The sequence below is a fragment of the Streptomyces sp. B21-105 genome (assembly GCF_036898465.1).
Taxonomy (GTDB): Bacteria; Actinomycetota; Actinomycetes; order Streptomycetales; family Streptomycetaceae; genus Streptomyces.
In genome coordinates, this window is record NZ_JARUMJ010000001.1 from 3,839,364 (window position 1) to 3,859,650 (window position 20,287).

Genomic DNA, 20,287 nt, shown 5'->3' on the forward strand with positions numbered 1-20,287 from the left:
TTACCTCTGCAGCACTGCGACGTCCTCGTCGGCCTCCGGTACCGCGACCGTTCCCCGGTCGTCCGGGAGGGTCTGGATCGTGAAGCCCGAGACGCCTTCCTGAGTGGCCGTCAGGGTGCGCGCGGCGTAGACCGGGGTGGCCGTGAGGGGTTCGACGGTCAGCGCGTAGGTGCCCTTCAGGCCGGCGGGGACGGGGAGTCGGACCTCCTGTGTGGTGCCCGCCGCGACCGTGTACGTCTGGGAGGCGGACGTGCCGCCGCCGCTGCCCGCGGACGCGGTGACCTTGACCTTGGCCGCGCCCTTGGGCGCGGTGAGGGAGAGGGATGCGCCCTTGGCGGTGTTGTCGGCCACCGACGCGCGCCCGCCGACCGGGGCGGCCGCCGGGATGAACGCCGACTCCTGCTTGTCGCCCTTGCCGCGCAGCACCCGTACGGCGGCGACCACGGGCGTCGACTGGTCGGTCGGGGTGAGGATCAGGGAGCCGACTTCCCCGCGCGTGACGTCGCCGAGGTCGACGGAGGCCGTCATGCCGGCCTTGACGTGCAACGTCTCGTGTCCCGCCGGGGTGATCGATCCCGAGGGGGAGGCCAGTCGGACGTTGAGGTCGGCGTCCGCGTCACCGGGCGCGTGGACGATGAGGCGTACGGCGGTGGCGTCCTTGGGGATGCCGGGGATGACCTGGGTGGCGGCCGGTTCGGCGGAGGAGGCGAGCCAGTCGCCGCCGAGCTTCGCGTCCAGGGCCTGGACGGCTGCCCCGAGGCGGCCGCTGCGGACCTTGACGTGGACGGTGAGGTCTTCCTGCTTCTCGGCGGTGAGCGTGGACAGCAGGATCGGCTCGCTGGAGTGCGCGGGGACGGCGATGTCCTCCCCCACCGTGCTCGCCAGGGCACCGTCCTTGCCGATGAGCTCGATGTCGACGACGGCGGCGGAGTCGTCCGGATTGGTGAGGTGGACGTAGTCCGTGCGGTCGGCGGACGTGGCCGCGCCCGGGAACCAGAACTCGGTGTCGGGCGCGGTGCAGGTGAGGCCCTGGAGGCCGCGGCCGACGCCGGCGGCGACCTCGGTGGTCTCCTGAACCGTCCAGCCGGGGGCGAACTTCCCCTCGGCGGCGCCCAGGAGCGCGGGGGCGTCGGCGCCGGTGGTGACGCCGACGGCCGGGGTGCCGGGCGCCTTGGGGGCGACGACGGGCTTCGCGGCCTTCTTCTTGCCGCTCGCCTTGTCGCCTGTCTTGCCGCTGGCCTTGTCTTCGGCCTTGCTTCCCGTTTTGTCCCCCGGCTTGCCGCTCGCCGTGTCCGTCGGATCCGCCGATTTTCCTGTCGCCGCCGTGAGTTCGGCCGTGCCGCCGACGGCGGTCCCCTTGGTGACGGGGGTGAAGGACGTGTACGACGTCTCGGCGAGGTCGGAGCTGCTGGGCGAGGGGCAGAGCAGGCTGGTGCGCTCCACGGGCAGTTCGGCGGTCGCCTTGGCGGTGTTCTGCCCGGGAGCCTCGGGTCCGCTGAGCGTGGCGAACCCGGTGACGGCGGCGAGGGCGGCCGTGCCGGCGATGAGGGACAGGGTGGTGCGGTTCACTGCTGGCTCCCGTCGGGGCGCTCGTTGCCGGTGCCGTGGGGGTGCCGGTCCGGGTCGTAGGCGGGGTCGTAGGCGGGGTCGTAGCCGCCCTGGCCGTAGGCCGAGGGGTCGTAGGCCGACGGATCGTAGCCCTGCTGCTGCTGGTTCGGGTCGTACGGCGCCTGCTGGGTTTGGCCGTCGTAGGCGTACGGGTCGTACTGGCCGGTCCGGTAGGGGTCGTAGGGCTGCTGCTGGTCGTAGCCGCCCGCCGGGTACTGCTGGGCGCCGGGGTACTGGCCGGCCGGGTGGCCGCCGTACTCGGCGCTCGCGTAGGCCGGCTGGTCCTGCCCGCTCCACTCGCCGTAGGACTGCTGCTGGGGAACCGCCACGGGCGGCTGCTCCTCCTGCTCGGGGACCGGGAACTCGCCGTCCCGGCCGGCCTCTTCGGCTTCGGCCTGGGCGCGCAGGCGGCGGGCGCGGCGGCCCTCGCCCTCGACGGCCTGGGCGGGGACGAGGTCCTCCTCGGGCAGGTCGTCGTCGACGTCGCGGCGGCGGCCGGGGAGGGCCAGCACGACGAGGACGACACAGAGCAGGCCCTGCGCCCACAGCCAGGCGGTGTGGGTGAACGGGTCGTCGTAGGTGACGTTCAGCGTGCCGCCCGAGTCGGGCAGTTCGAAGCCCTGGGCCCAGCCGTCGACGGTGGTGGGGGTGAGGGGCTTGCCGTCGAGGGTGGCCGTCCAGCCGTCGGCGGCCGCGTCGGCCAGGCGCAGGACGCGGCTGCCGGAGCCGGCGGGGAGGGTGGTGTGGATGTCGACGGGGCCCGCGGCGACCGGGACCGCAGTGCCCTTGCCGGACGCGGGGACGACGGCCGCGCGGGAGACCTCCTGGTCGACCCGCCACAGGGCGCTGCCGTTCTGCTGGCTGAGCCGCTTCAGGCCGGGCGTGGCGTCCAGGACGCGCGCGACCTCCCGGGGCGCGCCCTTGTGGACGAGGACGTAGCCCACGGCGAACTTGCCGAGCTGGTCGCTCTGGTCGGCGCCGGAGCCGGCGACGAGGTTGGCGACGACCTTGTCGAGCTGGGCGTTCTCGCCGTCGGCCGCGGCGAGTTCGGCGTCGCCGAGGCGCGCGCCGGAGCCGCGGACCAGCATGTAGCCGACGTGTCCCGCGGAGTCGCTGTCGAGGACGAGGGTGCGGGCCTGGTCGCGGCCGCCGGCCTCTTCGGCGACGAACGCGGGCACCTGGACGGGGTCGCGGCGCTCCAGGGGGCCGTCGGCGCCGCCGATCATCCAGCCGGCGGCGACGAGCAGCGGACCCGCGGCGGAGGCGAAGGCGATGAGGACGGCGACCGGCTGGCGCCAGCCGAAGCTCTGTTCGGCGACACGCGTGCGTGCTCCCTCGGCGCCGATGACGGCGGCGGTGAGGAGGGCGATGCCGTAGACGAGGGTGGCGGGGCCGGCCCAGGTCGAGTTGTTGGACAGGACGGCGAAGACGAGGCCCACGAGGGCGACCGCCCAGGCCGCCCAGATGCCGAAGTGGCGTTCGGAACGGAGCAGGGCGGCCAGTGCGGCCAGCACGATGCCGATCAGCATGAGGCCCTGGACGGTGCCGGGGCCGCCGGGGCTCGCGCCGAGCAGGTCGAGCGCGGTTGCGGCCGACGGGCCGTCGTCGAGGCCGGCCTGGGTGAAGAAGCCGAACGGCAGCAGGGACAGGGACCAGGGCGCGAGGATCAGCAGGGGCGTGCCGAGCTGGGCCAGGAAGCGCAGGCCGTGGGCGGCGATGTCGGCGCGGCGCACGGCGAGGACGGAGAGGCCGAGGATCAGGGCGATGGGCCAGACGATCGGGGTGAAGGCGGTGGTGATCGTCAGGAGCAGGGCGTACGCCCAGGTGGCGCGCCAGCTGCCGGGGCCGCCGGAGTGTCCTGTCAGGCCGCTGGCGGCGACGGCCGCGCGGGCGATGAGCGGCAGCAGGACGGCGAGGACGGCGGTGCCGACGCGGCCGCCGGCGAGGGCGCCGGTGGCGGCGGGCAGGAAGGCGTAGACGACGGCCGCCCACGCGCGCAGCAGGCGGGATTCGACGAGCGGCCGGGAGGCGAAGTAGGCGGCGACGCCGGCCAGGGGCACCGAGCAGACGAGCAGCAGGGTGAGGGCGAGGCCGGTCGAGCCGAGGAGCAGGGTGGCCAGTGTCGCGATGATCGCGAGGTAGGGCGGGGCGGACGCGGTGCCGCCGGCGCCCACCGCGTGCCAGGCGTCGGTGTAGCGCGCCCACAGGTCAAAGGCGTCGGGCGGGGCGGGCAGCAGGGCGCCGCCGGCGAGCGCGCCGCCGCCGAGGAGGTTGCGGCAGGCGACGAGGGAGACGAGAAGCAGGACCAGGAAGAGCACCGGGCCGGGCTTGCGGGCGATGCGCTTGAGGCGGGCGAACTGCTCGATCTCCAGGAAGTCGGCGTCGTCGCCGCCGGGGCCAGACTCGACGGCGCCGCCGTGCCGGCCCGCTCCGGAGACGGCTTCGGGGTCGGAGGAGCCGAACAGGTCGCCGGCGACCTGTTCGACGGTGGCCCGCACGGTCGCGCCGGGCGGCGGGAACAGGGGGCGCAGTTCGTCCTTGTCGACCGTCGGTCTGCCGCGCGTGCGGCGTCCGGCGATGATCCGCTCGGGCCGCAGCAGGGTGCCCAGCAGGCCGCGGATCTCGTCGAGGGCCTGTCCGGGGACCTTGCCGACGAGGTAGGCGACGGTGCGCAGCAGGGTACCGACGATCAGGCGCACCAGGACCCAGGGCAGCAGGGCGGTGCGGCTGTTGACGAGGAGGGTGTAGGCGGCGCCGGCCTTGTCGACCTTGTGCGGGGAGGCGCTGGTGCGGCCCGCGCAGTCGACGGTGCGGCGTTCGCGGGAGGCCGCTTCGGCGTGCCGTACGACGGCCTCGGGGGCGATGAGGACGCGGTGGCCGGCGGCCTGGGCGCGCCAGCACAGGTCGACGTCGTCCCGCATGAGGGGGAGGCGGCGGTCGAAGCCGCCGAGCTGTTCGAAGACGTCGCGGCGGATCAGCATGCCGGCGGTGGACACGGACAGCACGGACCGTACGTGGTCGTGCTGGCCCTGGTCCTGTTCGCGGCGGTCCAGGCCGGTCCAGCGGCGGCCGGAGTGGGCGATGGTGACGCCGACCTCGAGGAGCTGGCGGCGGTCGTACCAGCCGCGGAGCTTGGGTCCGACGACGGCCACGTCGTCCCGGCCGAGTTCGAGTTCGTTCTCCACGACGCGCAGCAGTTCGGCGAGGGCGTCGGGTTCGGGGGCGCTGTCGTCGTGCAGCAGCCAGAGCCACTGGACGGGCTCTCCGTGCGGGAGTTCCGGCAGGTCGTAGGCGTCGTCGCGCCAGGTGCGCGTGACGGGGTCCCAGCCGCTGGGGCGCTTGAGGTAAGGCAGTTCCTCGGGGGTGAGGACGGGGGCCGTGCGGTGGGCCTCCTCGACGGCCTGGCCGAACCCGGTGCGCCGGGCGAGGTGCAGGACGCGGTCGTCGCCGAGGGCTTCGGCGACCAGTCGCGCGGAGTCGTCCGAGCTGCCGGTGTCGGCGGCCATGACGGACTGGACGGGGCGCTCCTGGCCGAGCAGCCCGGCGAGCGCGTCGGGCAGCCAGCGGGCACCGTCGTGGGAGACGATCACCGCGGTCACTACATGACGCGGGAACTCAGGTGTGGCAGCGCCGTCTTGGCGGGCTGCCGTGTGGCTGTGCACGGACATCGAGGTACGGGCCCCGGTTCGCTGGACTGCGGTGGACGCCTGCGCCGTGTGGGTGCGGCGGGGTGTCTCGGACGAGCGCCCACACTATCGGCTGGGCAGGGCGACGGCCCGCCGCCTGTGGACAACCCACCTGCGACGGGCCGCTCGGACCCCTGTGCCTCACTGTCGGCGTGCCGTGCCGCCGCTCCTGCGCTCGGCGGGCGGCGCTCAGACCGCGGCTTTCTTCAGTCGGCGACGCTCGCGCTCGGACAGGCCGCCCCAGATGCCGAATCTCTCGTCGTTCGCGAGGGCGTACTCGAGACATTCGGAGCGGACCTCGCAGGCGAGGCAGACCTTCTTGGCCTCGCGGGTGGATCCGCCCTTCTCGGGGAAGAAGGACTCGGGATCGGTCTGGGCGCAGAGCGCGCGCTCCTGCCAGCCGAGTTCCTCGTCCGCGTCGTCGACGTCGACCAGCAGTTGCTGCACCAGCTCGGTCATGTGCGCCCCTCGCTCTGTCTTTCGCGTCCCCGTGACGTGGCCGTTACCGATTCCGGCTGAACGACACGAGTGAAATTACAAGTGTGCTGCTCCGGGCGAGTCAAGCTGAGATCTGCTATTGGGCCCCTTATTCACTCTGCGGAACCAAGGCCGTGCGGTAAGTGTTCAAATCGCCATAAACCTTGACACGCAGATGGAGCCCCGGAGGGCCGCCGGCCCCGCGCGGTGCTTGTGCGGGGAAAGACGCCCAGAGGTTCGATCTCGTTGCGGCACGCGCGCGGAAGCGAAGCGGATCACAGCCCGATCACGGATCGCCGTGCGGCTCGCGCCCGGCATGTGCGCCATGTGTCCCGGTCGGTGGGTGCACAAACCTTTCACCTCGGAGATGAACCTGATGAGGTGAACCACGTCCCACATCCTGGGTGTCGAGTTGACAGTGGAGGTGTGAGCCGCTGTCCTAGTGGGCATGCTCGCGAACTTGGCACTCACCTCGACCGGCTCCGCCGGGTCCCACGGTGCTGCCCGCGCTCGCTGTAGCTGTTGTCGCTGTTCCAGCTGTTGAGCCCAACGCGCTCCGGCTGTACCCGTCGAGTCCACCGCGACTCGGCAGCTGTCTCCCTCCGGCCCGCACCAGGGCCTCGCTGATCCACCCGTGATCCGGGCGGACGGTACGCGGCACCCCGCCGGCCCCCACGTTCTTCCACCTCTTCCTCCGAGGAACCACCGCACCCCATGAACAGCGACAGCGACCTCCAGATCGCCGGCGACATCCTCGAAGTCCCGCACCTCCTCCAGGCGCCGCGCGAGCACCCGGCCACCGTGGCCGAGTTCGTCGGCCTGGCCCGCTCCGTCGCGGAAGACCGCTCCCAGTGGGAGCACCTGGTCCGCTACGACGCGACGACCCGCTGGTACCACCGGCTGCGCACCGGCCCGGGCTACGAGGTGTGGCTGCTGTCCTGGCTGCCCGGCCAGGGCAGCGGACTGCACGACCACGGCCCCTCCTCCGGGGTGCTCACGGTCCTGGAGGGCGGGCTGACCGAGCGCACGGAGCGCGGCAAGCGGGTGCTGGCGGCCGGCGCCCAGCGGGTGTTCGCGCCCGGGTACGCGCACGAGGTCGTCAACGACGCGCTGGAGCCGGCGGTGAGTCTGCACGTGTACTTCCCCGGACTCACGGAGATGCCCATGCGCACCGCGTCGCGGAGCGCCTCGGCCGGCGCGTCCGCCGCCGTGGCCTGCACGGCCCTCGGCGCGTAGGGGCGCGGGGGCTTTGCGGGCGCGAGGCGCTGCCGGGGACCTCTGCCGCTCCGACGTCGTCGCCATGCCGTCGGACGTTCGTCGGGGCGGTCCGTGATGGCGGTCCGTCCGTCGTCCGTCGGGGCGTCTGCCGGGTGCCTGTGGGGGCGTCGGCGGGAGTGGGCGGGGGGCGAGGCGCTCGGGCGGGTGAGCGGGATGTCCACAAGCGGCCCGTCGTCCACAACCGGCCGTCGCGCTGTCGGCGCCGCCTGCGAGACTTGCCGTCATGCGCATTGTGGTTCTGGCAGGCGGCATCGGCGGTGCCCGGTTCCTGCGCGGTCTGAAGCAGGCCGTGCCGGACGCGGACATCACGGTCATCGGCAACACCGGCGACGACATCCATCTCTTCGGGCTGAAGGTCTGCCCGGACCTCGACACGGTGATGTACACGCTCGGCGGCGGCATCAACGAGGAGCAGGGCTGGGGGCGGTCCGACGAGACCTTCCACCTGAAGGAGGAGCTCGCGGCGTACGGAGCCGGACCGGGGTGGTTCGGGCTGGGCGACCGCGACTTCGCCACGCACATCGTGCGGACGCAGATGATCGGCGCCGGATATCCGCTGAGCGCGGTCACCGAGGCGCTGTGTGACCGGTGGAAGCCGGGAGTGCGGCTGATCCCCATGACGGACGACCGGGTCGAGACGCATGTCGCCGTCGAGGTCGACGGCGAGCGCAGGGCCGTGCACTTCCAGGAGTACTGGGTGCGGCTGCGCGCGTCGGTGCCGGCTGTGGCCGTCGTACCCGTCGGCGCCGAGCAGGCCAAGCCGGCGCCGGGGGTGCTGGAGGCGATCGCCGAGGCGGACGTCGTCCTCTTCCCGCCGTCGAATCCGGTCGTCTCCGTGGGCACGATCCTCTCCGTGCCCGGCATCCGTGAGGCGATCGCCGAGGCCGGCGTACCGGTGGTGGGCCTCTCCCCCATCGTCGGCGACGCCCCGGTGCGCGGTATGGCCGACAAGGTGCTGGCCGCGGTCGGCGTCGAGTCGACGGCCGCGGCGGTGGCCGAGCACTACGGCTCGGGGCTGCTCGACGGCTGGCTCGTCGACACGGTGGACGCGGGTGCCGTCGGGCGGGTGGAGGCGGCGGGGGTCCGCTGCCGGGCCGTCCCGCTGATGATGACCGACCTCGACGCGACCGCGCAGATGGCGCGGGAGGCGTTGCGGCTGGCGGAGGAGGTGCGGGCGGCATGAGCGGGTCCTCCGGGAACGGCTACCGGGTCTGGGCGGTGGCCGGGCTGCCCGAAGTGCGGGCCGGCGACGACCTCGCCAAGCTGATCGCCTCGGCCGAGCCGCAGCTCGCCGACGGGGACGTGCTGCTCGTCACCTCCAAGATCGTGTCCAAGGCGGAGGGCCGGATCGTCCGGGCGGACGACCGGGAGGCCGCGATCGACGCCGAGACGGTCCGGCTCGTGGCCCGGCGCGGAGCGCTGCGCATCGTCGAGAACCGGCAGGGCCTGGTGATGGCCGCCGCGGGCGTCGACGCCTCCAACACCCCCGCCGGGACGGTGCTGTTGCTGCCCGAGGACCCCGACGCGTCCGCGCGGGCGCTGCGGGACGGGCTGCGGGACGCGCTCGGCGTCGACGTCGGCGTCCTCGTCACCGACACCTTCGGGCGTCCGTGGCGGGCCGGGCTCACGGACGTCGCGATCGGCGCCGCCGGCGTACGGGTGCTGGACGACCTGCGCGGCGGCACGGACGCGTACGGCAACCCGCTCAGCGCGACGGTCGTCGCCACGGCTGACGAACTGGCCGCCGCAGGCGACCTCGTGAAGGGCAAGGCGGCCGGGCTGCCCGTGGCCGTGGTGCGTGGACTCGGGCACGTCGTCGTACCCGACGACGACACGGCGGCGTCCGCGGAGGCCGCCGCCGGCGCCCGGGCCATGGTGCGCGGCGCGCGCGACGACATGTTCCGGCTCGGGACCTCCGAGGCGGTCCGGCTGGCCGTGACCCAGCGTCGGACCGTGCGCTCCTTCACCGACGAACCGGTCGACCCCGGAGCGGTCCGGCGGGCGGTGGCGGCGGCCGTCACCGCGCCGGCGCCGCATCACACCACGCCGTGGCGGTTCGTGCTGCTCGAGTCGCAGGCGTCGAGGATCCGGCTGCTGGACGCCATGCGGGACGCGTGGATCGCCGATCTGCGCGGGGACGGCAAGTCCGAGGAGTCCATCGCGAAGCGGGTGCGGCGGGGCGACGTCCTGCGCCACGCGCCGTATCTCGTCGTCCCCTGTCTGGTGATGGACGGCTCGCACACCTACGGGGACGCCCGGCGGGACGCGGCCGAGCGGGAGATGTTCGTGGTGGCGGCCGGCGCCGGCGTGCAGAACTTCCTGGTCGCGCTGGCCGGCGAGCGACTCGGGTCCGCGTGGGTGTCGTCGACGATGTTCTGCCGGGACGTGGTCCGGGAGGTCCTCGAACTGCCGCAGGGCTGGGATCCGATGGGCGCGGTGGCGGTCGGACACGCGGCCGAGGAGCCGCGGGTCCGCGGGGAGCGGGAGGTGGCCGACTTCGTCGAGGTGCGCTGACCGCTCGCTCGTCCGACCCTTTGCCTTGTCCGGCTTCTTCCTCTCGTCCGACATCTCCTTTTGACCGACTCCTTCTCGTACGACCCGGGACTTCGCCTGTGGCAGGACGCTTCTCTCCCCGGCCCACCCGCACCACCGTGCGCGGCGGTCATGTCGGTGTGCCCTCCGGGGTGCCCCGGCAGGCTCCGGCACCGGGGCGGGTGCGGCACTGGGCGCCCGAGGGTCCGCTCGACCTCGGGCTGGTGCTCGGGCCGCTGCGCCGCGGGCCGGGTGATCCGACGTTCCGGGCGACGCCGGACGGGTCCGTGTGGCGGGCCAGCCTCACTCCCGCCGGGCCGGGGACGCTGCGCGTGGCCGCCCACGACGGGGCGGTGCGCGCCGAGGCGTGGGGGCCGGGGGCGGAGTGGCTGCTCGAGCAGCTGCCGGAGCTGCTCGGGGCGGCGGACGCGCCGGAGGCCTTCGAGCCCCGCCATCGCGTGGTGGCCGTGGCCCGGCACCGGCGTCCGGGGCTGCGGCTGACGCGGACCGGGCTGGTGCTGGAGTCGCTGATCCCGTCGATCCTGGAGCAGAAGGTCACGACGGACGAGGCGTATCGGGCGTGGCGGCTGCTGGTCCGGGGGTTCGGCGAACCCGCGCCCGGACCCGCGGCCGACGGGCGGCTGTGGGTGATGCCGGCGCCACGGACATGGGCGCTGATCCCGTCGTGGGAGTGGCACCGGGCGGGCGTCGACGACAAGCGGGCGTCGACGATCCTGCGGGCCGTCCGGGTGGCGGGGCGGCTGGAGGAGTCGCTGCGGATGGAGCCGGCCGCGGCGCAGGCCCGGCTGGAAGTGGTGCCGGGGATCGGGCCGTGGACGTCGGCGGAGACCGTGCAGCGCAGTCACGGCGCGGCGGACGCGGTGACCGTGGGGGATCTGCATCTGCCGGGGATCGTGGGATGGGCGCTGGCCGGGGACCGCGACGCCGACGACTCGGTGATGCTGGAGTTGTTGGAGCCGTATGCGGGGCAGCGGCACCGCGCGGCCCGGTTGATCCTGCTGAGTGGGCGGACGCCGGCTCGGCGGGCGCCGAAGATGCCGCGGTGGGACATCGGGACGTTGTGAGGGCCCCGCTCCGCGCGGAGGGGGCGCGCCGGGCGCACCACGAGGGCGAGCCGCTCCAGAGGGGCTCACCACGCGGCCGGTGCGCTTGTTGGTGCGCGAGGAACGGCACCCCCCGCCGCCCTGACCACCGGTTTGGGCGTGCGCACCGTGAGCGGGCGCAGCCGGGTGCCCTTGCCGGCGACCAGGAGGATCGCTTCTGTCACCTTCGTCTCCGCTTCCTGCCGGGACCGGGCGAACTGTCTTTCGACCGGCCGGTGTATGCAGACCGTCGTACGGCGACTTCCAGGCTGTCGGCGTTGCGTCCCGGCCCCTGCAGACCGTCCCCAGGACGGCGAGACGATGTGACGGCGAGACGGCGAGGCCGACCGGGGTGAACCGGTCGGCCAGGACGTCTCATCTCGTCGGTGCGTCAGCGCTCCCGCTCCTCCGCGCTTCAGCGTCCCTGGTAGCCCGCCGAGGTCGAGCGGGCCGAGCCGAGCTTGCCGTAGAGCTGTTTGCCCGGGCACTCCGTGGCGAACCCGTCACGATGGCCGGAGATCACGTTGAGCCGTACGTTCCTGCCCTTCGCGTAGAGGTTGCCGCCGCCGGACTTCAGGTAGGTCTTCCCCTTCGGGTTCGCCCCGAAGAGGCCGAGCTTCCACGCCGTCAGCCGGGCGACGGCGTTGACCGCGGCGGAGTTCGGCTTGGCGGACGTGAACGTGCCGAGGACGGCGATCCCCATGCTGTTGGTGTTGAACCCGAGGGTGTGGGCGCCCAGGACCGGCTTCGCCACTCCCCCGGCACGGCCCTCGTAGATCCTGCCGCACTTGTCGACGAGGAAGTTGTAGCCGATGTCCCGCCAGCCCATGCTCCTGACGTGATAGCGGTAGATACCGCGGATGACGGACGGGGCCTGTGAGCACGAGTAGCCGTTGCCCGACGCCGTGTGGTGGACGAACGCCGCCTTCACCGTCGTCGTGTAGCGGAAACCGCTCTCCCGCAGTTTCTCGTCGGCGCCCCAGCCGCGGCGGGTGATGATGCCCGGGCGCGGGCCGATGTACGGCTTCGCCCGCTGGGCCGCGGTCAGCTCGGACCCGCGCAGGGCGAGCAGTTCGCGTTCGGTGCCCGCGCGGTCCAGTGCCGGGATCTGTTCGGCGCCGAGCGGGGCGAGGGAGGCGTTGGCGGCGGACGCCTGGGTCACCTCGGCGGACAGCCCGGTCGCCGACTTCGTGTCGGCCGCGTTCTCCGCGTCGACCGGATCGCCCGGCTCGACCGCATCATCCAACCCGCCCGGCTCGACCGGCTCGTCCAGCCCGCCCGGCTCGACCGGCTCGTCCAGCCCGCCCGGCCCGCCCGGCACGACCGGCCCGCCCGGCCCGCCCGGCACGACCGGCCCGCCCGGCTCGCCCGGCACGACCGGCTCGCCCGGCACGACCGAGTTGAAGTCGTCCAGGGGTTGTGACGCCTCCGGGGGTTCGGGGGCGACCGCCCGGCCCGTCCGGGTGGTCAGCGCGCGGCCGCGCGGTGGGCCCGCCTGGACCTGTTCGGGCGCCGCCGCCCCCGGGTCCACCAGTTCCAGGTGCAGGCCGGAGGGCAGCGGTGCGGTGGCCGTGAGGTTCTGGGCACCCCGGGCCGTGTCCTCCGTGCGGCGTTCGGTGTCCGGATGGACGCGGATCTCGACGCCGTCGGAGTCGCCGACCCAGAGCGGGGCGGTGGCTCCGCGGACCCGCCCGGAGGCGCTCTCGGCCGTGCCGGGGTCGGCGCCGTGGTCGGCGTTGTGGGTCTCGACGTCCTGCCAGCCGGACCAGGAGTCGGCGCCGGTACGGCGGATTCGGACCTGGACGCGGCCGTGCAGTTCGGCGGCCGGGTCGTCCCAGACGACGCCGAGGAGAGAGAAGCGGCGGACGTCCCGCCGGGGCAGGCCCTGCACCGCCGCGCCGGCGAGAGCGCGGTCGCGGGTGAGGGGAGCCAGGGGCAGCGACTGGGTGCTGCCCGGGAGTTCGTGGCGGGCGGAAAGTTCGTGGCGGGCGGGAAGTTCGGGATGGGCTGGGCGGGCGGGAAGTTCGGGATGGGCTGGGCGGGCGGGGAGTTCGGGGAGCTCGCGGAGCTCCGGGCGGTCGGGAAGGGATCCCGTGGTCGCGGTGTCGGGGCTCGTGGCCCTGGTCGTCCCGGTGGGCGCCGCCTCCGCGGTCGGCGCGGGTCGCACCGTCGCCGCGTTGGCGGGCGGCGTCAGCGGGAGGGCGAGAGCCGCCGCACAGGTGACACCGATCGAGGTAGCAAGCAATCCACGCATGCCACCGATCCTGGGCATAGTCATACTTTTCTGTCCATCGGGGAGTTGACGGACCGTCGGGATGCGTTCCGCCGAACCGGTGGCCCCGGACGGGCCCCGGGACCGCTGTCGCGGGGCGCGCGGCGCGTAATCTTGCGTGGGTGACTGCCACCGATCGCACCCCCGCCGACCTGCTGCGTTCCGCGCTCGCCGCCGATCCCGCGCGCCCCCTGGTGACCTTCTACGACGACGCCACGGGCGAGCGGGTCGAATTGTCCGTGGCCACGTTCGCCAACTGGGTGGCCAAGACCGCCAACCTCCTCCAGGACGGACTCTCCGTCGAGCCCGGCGACCGGGTCGCGCTGTTGCTGCCCGCGCACTGGCAGACGGCGGTGTGGCTGCTGGCGTGCGCCTCGGTCGGCGTCGTCGCGGACGTGGAGGGCGACCCCGGCCGGGCCGACCTCGTCGTCGCCGGGCCCGGCCGGTTCGAGGCGGGGCTGGCCTGCCGGGGCGAGCGGTACGCGCTGTCGCTCGCCCCGCTCGGGCGCCGGTTCGTGCCGGGGCCTCCCGAGGGGTACGAGGACTACGCGGTGAACGTGCCGAGCTTCGGGGACCGTTTCGCGCCCTACGCTCCCGTGGACCCCGAGGAGCCCGCGCTGATCGTGGCCGGGGCGGAGTACACCGGCGCGGAGATCGTGGAACGCGCGCGGGCGGAGGCGTCGGAGCTGGGACTGACGGGGCCCGGGGCGCGGCTGCTGTCGGGGCTGCCGTACGACACCTGGGAGGGGCTCAGCGCCGGGCTCTACGCGCCGTTGGCGAGCGGGGGGTCGGTGGTGCTCTGCCGGAACCTCGCGGAGGCCGGCGAGGAGGTCGTGGCGAGGCGGATCGAGGCGGAGCGGGTGTCTGCGACGGCTCGGTAGCCATGGGCCCACCCGGCCCCCCGCCGCAGTGGGGGCGAGGTAGGCGGGGGCTGCCGCTGTCGGGCCTCCGCTGTCGGCCCTGAAGGGGCCTCGTCCTCGAACGCCGGACGGGCTGCTCTCGTGTCGTCACCCGTTCGGCTCGCGTCCGGCGGCCTCCTCCGGGGGTTCGGGTCATCGTCGTAGGAGCAGCTCTACGCGCTCGTACGGCCGTGGTGGGACCGGAAAGCGGAGGGGTGGATCGGACGTGACGTACTCCGGTGGTGAGGGCGGGCCCCTCGGGCCGGGGGCGGGGGCGTCCGCCGACGGGCGGGGGCTCGCGCGGCGGCGCCGGCGGCGGTGGGTGCGGTACGGGGCGGCGGCGGGGGCCGTGGTGGTGCTGGGGGTCGGGGTGGGCGGCTGGGCCGTCTACGTGAAGCTCGACGGGAACATCACGCCCGACGACGCGGCGGCGGCGGAGCTCCAGCGGTACGCGAGGGAGCGGCCGACCTCGCTGGTGAAGGACGCGCAGAACATCCTGCTCATCGGGTCCGACTCACGCTCGGGGGACGGGAACGAGAAGTACGGGCGGGACTCCGGGACCGAGCGGTCCGACACGACGATCCTGCTGCATCTGGCCGCCGGGCGGCGCAGCGCTACCGCCGTCTCGCTGCCGCGCGACCTGATGGTGGACGTGCCGGAGTGCCTGCGGCGGGACGGCAAGCGGGCCGAGCCGACGTTCGCGATGTTCAACTACGCCTTCCAGAGCGGCGGTTCGGCCTGCACGATCCGGACGGTGGAGAAGCTGACCAAAGTGCGCGTCGACCATCACGTCGTCGTCGACTTCAGCGGGTTCAAGGACATGGTCGACGCCGTGGACGGAGTGCGGGTCTGTCTGAAGGAGCCGATCAGCGACAAGGACGCCAAGCTGCGGCTGCCCGCCGGGAAGGTCACGCTGAACGGGGAGCAGGCGCTGGGGTATGTGCGGGCCCGCAAGTCGCTCGGCAACGGCAGTGACACCGACCGGATGGAACGGCAGCAACGGTTTCTCGGGGCGCTCGTCAACAAGGTGCAGAGCAATGACGTCCTGCTGAACCCGGTGAAGCTGTATCCGTTGCTGGACTCGGCGACGTCCTCGCTCACCACCGATCCGGATCTGGCGAGTCTGCGCGGTCTGTATGAACTCGTGCGCGGCCTGCGGAAAATTCCCACCGAACATGTGCAGTTTCTGACTGTTCCACGCGAGTCGTATGTCCACGACGCGAATCGTGACCAACTGGTGGAGCCTGAGGCGGAGAAGCTCTTCGAACGGCTGCGGACCGACACACCGGTCGCCGTTTCTCAGAAGATTCCCACGAAATCACCCTCTCCGGAGTCGGGCGACCACGGACCGTATCAGCCGACAACCGCGGACGGATCGGCTTTCGGGACGGTTTCACCCACTCCACCGACCCCCACGTTCCGAGGAAACACCGCAGCGCAGGACCACTGCGGGTAAAGCGCTTGCCAAAGGGAGCACTGCCGGGGAACTGGAGTTCCAGGAAATGGGATGGATTGCCCGGTTGTAGGGGCGTGCAATGTGTCACGGCCGTCGCTCGACCCCGCACGGGGCGGATAGTGTGAGCGACCCGGTGCACCCGGCCGCGAGGTCCTACCTGGGGTCGCGCACCGAGTGACCGAGACCCGAGCGCCTTTAGAGGGGGAGAGGCGCCGCGTGGCCCCGACGGAGGATTCGAACAATCGTGGACGCGCAAGGCCGTGGGCGGGCGGACGACATCGACCCCGCAGACCAGTGGGTACTCAACCCGAACACCGGCGAATACGAACTGCGACTGAGCCCTTCCGGAGCGCAGTCGGCCGTCCCCGGACCGCGCAGATCCGCCGCGGACCGTGTCGGAGGCCCGGAGCAGGCGCGCGCCCGTACGGCGGCGCCGGACCGCGAGTCGTCGTCGCCCCAGAAGGCGCCGGGCGCGGGCTCGGACGTCCCTGGCCCGAGGAGACGCCGGGGCGCGCCTCCTGAGGAACCGGCGAACCGGCGCGGCCGACGGCCGGTGAAGAAGAAGTCGAAGGCGAAGAAGATCCTGGTGTGGACCGGCGGCACCATGGCGTTCGTCCTCATCGGCGTCGCCGGGGCGGGCTACCTGTACCTCAAGCACCTCGAAGGCAACGTCACCACGACGGACGTCGGCAGCGCGGGCAAGAGCGGCTTCAGCAAGGACGAGGCCTTCAACATCCTGATCATCGGCACCGACAAGCGCACCGGCAAGGGCAACGAGGGGTACGGCGACAAGGGCAGTGTCGGCCACGCCGACACCAACATCCTGCTGCACGTCTCCAAGGACCGTACGAACGCGACCGCGCTGAGCATCCCGCGCGACCTGATCGTCGACGTCCCGGACTGCCCGACGAAGCAGCCCGACGGCAGCGAGAAGAACATTCCGGGCACGCAGAACCAACGCTTCAACACCAGCCTCGGCCAGTACGGCCGGGACGCGGGCTGCACCATGCGAACCGTCAAGGAGGTCACCGGCATCACGGTGGACCATTTCATGATGGCGGACTTCAACGCGGTGAAGACGCTGACGACGGCGGTGGGCGGGGTCGAGGTGTGCCTCGCCAAGGCCGTCGACGACAAGGAGTCGAAGCTGAAGCTGCCCGCCGGCGAGTCGGTGGTCGAGGGTGAGCAGGCGCTGGCGTTCGTGCGCACCCGGCACAGCTTCGGCAACCAGGGCGACCTCGACCGCATCAAGGTGCAGCAGCAGTTCCTGAGTTCCCTCATGCGCAAGATGTCCTCCAGCGACACCCTCACCAGCCCCACGAAGCTGGTGGGGCTGGCCGAGGCCGCCACGAAGGCGCTCACCGTCGACACCGGCATCGGCAAGGTCAGCACGCTGAAGGACGTGGCACTGCAGCTGAAGAAGGTCCCCACCAAGAACATCACGTTCCTGACGGTGCCCGTGATCGACAACCCGGCCGAGAAGGTCAAGGCGACCGTCGTCGTCGACCAGACGCGCGCGCCGCAGGTCTTCCAGATGATCGCGAACGACACGTCCTTCACCGAGGTGACGCAGCAGGCGGCGAAGGAGAAGGCCGCCGTCGCCGCCCGCCTCAAGGGCACCAAGTCCGCCGCCTCCGACGTGCGCGTGCGGATCCTCAACGGCGGCGCCCCCGCCGGCAGCGCGCAGGAGCAGCTGACCTGGCTGCAGACCGAGGCGGACGTGAGCAAGTCCGAGAACGCCGGCAACGCGGGTGCCGTCCAGGCCACGACGACCCTCGAGTACGCGCCCGCCCAGGCGGACCAGGCACGCCGGCTGGCCGACATCATGGGCCTGTCCGGAGCGGCGATGAAGCCGGGCAAGAGCGTCACCAACGCGCAGGGACTGCCGACGATGACCCTCATCCTGGGCAAGGACTTCAAGGGCGCCGGGGTGAAGATGAACTCCTCCACGGTGGCCACGCCGGATGTGGAGAAGTCCACGGCGGACAAGGTCCAGTGCGCCAAGTAGGTAACCCTTCGGGCCCGTCGTGCGTCTGACTTGACGCGGGACGGGCCCGTTTCAGGCGCACGACGGGGAGGGGCAGGGGCAATGGCGGGGAACAGCGGGGTGCAGGGGAAGGTTCCCGCGGTCGAGGACACGATGTCGCTGACCGCACGGGAACCGCAGGACCACAAGGCGTCCAGGTCGTCCAGGTCGTCCAAGTCGTCCAAGGCATCCGGCGAGGACGACAGAGCCGGCGGCGGGCGCACGGGCGCCCGCGGGACGGACCGCAAACGCCGGCGTCGACGCGCGTTGCGCTGGTCGGCGACGGTGCTCGCGGTGGTGATACTCGGCGGCGCGGGGGCCGGATACCTCTACTACGAACACCTCAACGCGAACATCAAGAGCGACGACCTGAACCTCGGCGATGCCAAGGACCGGGCCGCCGACACCAAGGCCAACTCGGCCGGCCAGAAGGCCCTGAACATCCTGCTGATCGGCTCGGACGCCCGGGACAACGCGGAGAACCAGAAACTCGGCGGCGCCAAGTACGACTTCGGCGGTCCCCCGCTCGCGGACGTCCAGATGCTGCTGCACGTGTCCGCGGACCGCAGCAACATGTCGGTCGTGAGCATGCCGCGCGACACGCTGCTGGACATCCCCAAGTGCACGGACCCCGACGACGGGACGACGTACCGGGCGCTGCAGGGCGAGATGACGAACGCCTCGCTCAGCCGCGGCGGCCCGGGCTGCACGGTGGCCACCTGGGAGAAGCTCACCGACATCCACATCGACCACTTCATGATGATCGACTTCGCCGGTGTCGTCTCGATGGCGGACGCGATCGGCGGCGTCCCGGTCTGTGTGGACGCCAACGTCCACTCGCACACCAGCACCGGCAAGGGGTCCGGCCTGAAGCTGGAGAAGGGCACCCACCCCGTCAAGGGCGAGCAGGCCCTGCAGTGGCTGCGCACCCGCTACGGCTTCGAGGACGACACCGACCTCGCCCGCGCCAAGGCGCAGCACATGTACATGAACTCGATGGTCCGCGAGCTGCGCGCCAACGCCAGGCTGACCAACCCCAACAAGCTGCGCAAGCTCGCCGAGGCGGCCACGAAGGCGATCACCGTCGACGACGGACTCGACACCATCACCAAGATGTACGACCTGGCGGGCGAACTGCAGAAGGTGCCCACCGACCGCATCACGATGACGACGATGCCCAACCGCTACCAGGGCAACCGGGTGGTGCCCACGGAGGACGCCAAGCAGCTGTGGCGCCTGGTGCGCGAGGACATCGCGCTCGACGGCAAGGACGCGAAGAAGGCCACCGCCAGCCCGTCGCCGACGGTCACGGACCCGGCGGCCGCGAACGACAAGATCGCGGTGCAGGTCCACAACGGGACGTCCTCCAGCACGCTGGCGGCGGTGCGCGGGCGCGCGACGGCGGTGAAGGAACTGCTGACCGGCAAGGGCTTCACCGAGGCCGTGGCGGACACCTCGCGGGCCACCGCCGAGGCGACCACCGTGGTCCGCTACCCGAGCGCCGACCTGCAGGGCGACGCCCTCGCGGTCGCCAAGTCCCTCGGCATCCCGGCGGGCCAGGTGAAGAAGTCCACCGAGGTCTCCGGCGTCACGGTCGTCGTCGGCGCGGACTGGCGGTCGGGGACGGCGTACAAGGCGCCGGTGAAGAACGACAAGACGCCCGACACGGCCGGGGCGATCAACGCATCCGACACCAGCCAGTGCATGCACGTGGACCCGGACTACACCTGGTAGTCCGGGACCCGACGAGGCGACGGCGCGGCGGGGCGCGCCGTCCGCGCGCTCCGGTTCGCGGTTCGCGGTTCGCGCGAGCGGGCGGCGCGCGGTGGCCGGTACGGCGACGGTTTCAGTACGGCGACGGTGTCAGTGCGCGTCGCTGAGGACCGCCGGCCGCCGGGACGCGATGACCTTCCTGGCCAGTGCCTTCGGGCTGGTCAGGAAACCGAAGCCCCACGACATGTGCATGGTGGCGAGGGCGACGGGGATCTGCAGCCGCGCCTTCGCCGGCAGCCCCTTGCCGGCCGGCAGCGACCCTGCGCCGATCGCCACGAGGTAGCCGCCGGGGATCACGAAGCCCAGCGGGGTGAGCGCGGCGCCCACCACGATCCCCGCGGCGATCGCGCACACCGCCACCGGCGGGGCGAGGTAGCGCAGGTTGATGGAACCCTCGTGGTAGCGGGCCACGACGTGCCGCCAACGCCCGTAGTCCTTGTACTGCTTGGCGAGCGCCTTCACGCTGGGCCGCGGCCGGTACGACACCTTCAGCTCCGGCGAGAACCAGATGAGGCCGCCGGCCTCCCGGAGCCGGAAGTTCAGCTCCCAGTCCTGGGCGCGGATGAACTCCTCGTTGTAGCCGCCCTGTTGCTCCAGCGCTTCACGCCGGAAGACACCGAGGTACACGGTCTCTGCGGGGCCGGCCTGCCCTCCCGTGTGGAAGGCGGCGTTGCCGACCCCGATCTTCGAGGTCATGGCCGCGGCGACGGCGTGCTCCCAGTCGTTCTCGCCCTCGGCGTGCATGATGCCGCCGACGTTCTGCGCGCCGGTCTCCTCCAGGAGCCGCACGGCGGTGGCGATGTAGTTCGGCGAGAGCATCCCGTGCCCGTCGACGCGGACGACGATCGGATGGCGGGAGGCCTTGATCGCGGCGTTCAGGGCGGCGGGCGTGCGCCCGGTGGGATTGGGGACCGTGTGCACGCGGGGGTCCTCCGCGACGAGCTGGGCGGCGATCTCGTCCGTCCGGTCCGTGGACGGACCGATGGCGATCACGACCTCCATCTCGCCGGCGTACTCCTGCGCGAGGATCGCTTGGACGGCTCCGCGCAGATGCCGCTCCTCGTTGAGGACGGGCATGATGACGGACACGGCGGGGAGCTGCACGTCGGGCTTGGCGTTCATAGAGGGCTCACGTTACCGCGAACGGGGGACAGCGCCCGCCCCGCCGGGTGTGCTG

At 72.6% G+C, this 20,287-nt stretch carries 13 protein-coding genes and 1 pseudogene; 8 read left to right on the forward strand and 6 right to left on the reverse strand.

Going from position 1 to position 20,287, the window contains the following annotated elements; all coding sequences use genetic code 11:
* From QA802_RS17160 to QA802_RS17170, 3 genes are all read right to left on the reverse strand, one after another.
* Positions 1–1,569, reverse strand: a complete 1,569-nt coding sequence (locus QA802_RS17160) for a DUF5719 family protein (RefSeq protein ID WP_319172081.1) — start codon at positions 1,567–1,569, stop codon at positions 1–3.
* Complete coding sequence (locus tag QA802_RS17165) at positions 1,566–5,276, reverse strand: glycosyltransferase family 2 protein (RefSeq protein ID WP_334523279.1); 3,711 nt, start codon at positions 5,274–5,276, stop codon at positions 1,566–1,568. The genes QA802_RS17160 and QA802_RS17165 overlap by 4 nt, the downstream gene beginning before the upstream one ends.
* A gap of 207 nt (positions 5,277–5,483) precedes the next feature.
* Positions 5,484–5,753: a WhiB family transcriptional regulator gene (locus QA802_RS17170; RefSeq protein WP_020128551.1), complete on the reverse strand. Its 270-nt coding sequence runs from the start codon at positions 5,751–5,753 to the stop codon at positions 5,484–5,486.
* Positions 5,754–6,485: 732 nt separating this feature from the next.
* Here QA802_RS17170 and QA802_RS17175 point away from each other — a divergent pair.
* From QA802_RS17175 to QA802_RS17190, 4 genes are all read left to right on the forward strand, one after another.
* The gene (locus QA802_RS17175) at positions 6,486–7,007 is read left to right on the forward strand and encodes a cysteine dioxygenase (protein WP_319172078.1); all 522 of its coding nucleotides are present in this window, start codon (positions 6,486–6,488) and stop codon (positions 7,005–7,007) included.
* Between the two features lie 265 nt (positions 7,008–7,272).
* Complete coding sequence (gene cofD / locus QA802_RS17180; protein WP_319172077.1) at positions 7,273–8,232, forward strand: 2-phospho-L-lactate transferase; 960 nt, start codon at positions 7,273–7,275, stop codon at positions 8,230–8,232.
* Complete coding sequence (locus tag QA802_RS17185; RefSeq protein WP_334523289.1) at positions 8,229–9,563, forward strand: coenzyme F420-0:L-glutamate ligase; 1,335 nt, start codon at positions 8,229–8,231, stop codon at positions 9,561–9,563. Before cofD ends, QA802_RS17185 begins: the two co-directional genes overlap by 4 nt.
* A 98-nt stretch (positions 9,564–9,661) precedes the next feature.
* Positions 9,662–10,666: a DNA-3-methyladenine glycosylase family protein gene (locus tag QA802_RS17190; protein WP_334523292.1), complete on the forward strand. Its 1,005-nt coding sequence runs from the start codon at positions 9,662–9,664 to the stop codon at positions 10,664–10,666.
* 82 nt (positions 10,667–10,748) lie between these two features.
* On the opposite strand, the pseudogene QA802_RS17195 reads toward QA802_RS17190, so the two are convergent.
* Positions 10,749–10,869, reverse strand: a pseudogene (locus QA802_RS17195) (sugar phosphate nucleotidyltransferase); the annotation flags it as partial.
* A 230-nt stretch (positions 10,870–11,099) separates the two neighbouring features.
* Positions 11,100–12,938, reverse strand: a complete 1,839-nt coding sequence (locus QA802_RS17200; protein ID WP_334523295.1) for an N-acetylmuramoyl-L-alanine amidase — start codon at positions 12,936–12,938, stop codon at positions 11,100–11,102.
* A gap of 140 nt (positions 12,939–13,078) precedes the next feature.
* Between QA802_RS17200 and QA802_RS17205 the strand changes: the two genes are divergently transcribed.
* The 4 genes from QA802_RS17205 to QA802_RS17220 all read left to right on the forward strand — a co-directional run bounded on the left by QA802_RS17205 (position 13,079) and on the right by QA802_RS17220 (position 19,071).
* Complete coding sequence (locus tag QA802_RS17205) at positions 13,079–13,837, forward strand: TIGR03089 family protein (protein ID WP_319172073.1); 759 nt, start codon at positions 13,079–13,081, stop codon at positions 13,835–13,837.
* A 244-nt stretch (positions 13,838–14,081) separates the two neighbouring features.
* A complete protein-coding gene (locus tag QA802_RS17210) occupies positions 14,082–15,311 on the forward strand; it encodes an LCP family protein (protein WP_334523300.1) in 1,230 nt (409 codons plus the stop codon).
* 244 nt (positions 15,312–15,555) lie between these two features.
* Positions 15,556–17,319, forward strand: coding sequence for an LCP family protein (locus QA802_RS17215; protein WP_334523303.1), 1,764 nt, complete (start codon positions 15,556–15,558; stop codon positions 17,317–17,319).
* An 81-nt stretch (positions 17,320–17,400) separates the two neighbouring features.
* Positions 17,401–19,071 carry an LCP family protein gene (locus QA802_RS17220; protein WP_334523308.1) on the forward strand — a complete coding sequence of 557 codons (1,671 nt, stop codon included), beginning with the start codon at positions 17,401–17,403 and terminating at the stop codon, positions 19,069–19,071.
* A 129-nt stretch (positions 19,072–19,200) separates the two neighbouring features.
* Here the strand turns inward: QA802_RS17220 and QA802_RS17225 are convergent, their stop codons facing one another.
* Positions 19,201–20,232, reverse strand: coding sequence for a glycosyltransferase family 2 protein (locus tag QA802_RS17225; RefSeq protein ID WP_334523311.1), 1,032 nt, complete (start codon positions 20,230–20,232; stop codon positions 19,201–19,203).
* Between the last annotated feature and the right edge of the window lie 55 nt (positions 20,233–20,287).

Coding starts and splice junctions, on each gene's coding strand:
- QA802_RS17165 (WP_334523279.1), bottom strand. CDS start 5,276: ATGTCCGTGCACAGCCACACGGCAGCCCGCCAAGACGGCGCTGCCACA.
- QA802_RS17170 (WP_020128551.1), bottom strand. CDS start 5,753: ATGACCGAGCTGGTGCAGCAACTGCTGGTCGACGTCGACGACGCGGAC.
- QA802_RS17175 (WP_319172078.1), top strand. CDS start 6,486: ATGAACAGCGACAGCGACCTCCAGATCGCCGGCGACATCCTCGAAGTC.
- cofD (WP_319172077.1), top strand. CDS start 7,273: ATGCGCATTGTGGTTCTGGCAGGCGGCATCGGCGGTGCCCGGTTCCTG.
- QA802_RS17185 (WP_334523289.1), top strand. CDS start 8,229: ATGAGCGGGTCCTCCGGGAACGGCTACCGGGTCTGGGCGGTGGCCGGG.
- QA802_RS17200 (WP_334523295.1), bottom strand. CDS start 12,938: ATGCGTGGATTGCTTGCTACCTCGATCGGTGTCACCTGTGCGGCGGCT.
- QA802_RS17220 (WP_334523308.1), top strand. CDS start 17,401: ATGGCGGGGAACAGCGGGGTGCAGGGGAAGGTTCCCGCGGTCGAGGAC.
- QA802_RS17225 (WP_334523311.1), bottom strand. CDS start 20,232: ATGAACGCCAAGCCCGACGTGCAGCTCCCCGCCGTGTCCGTCATCATG.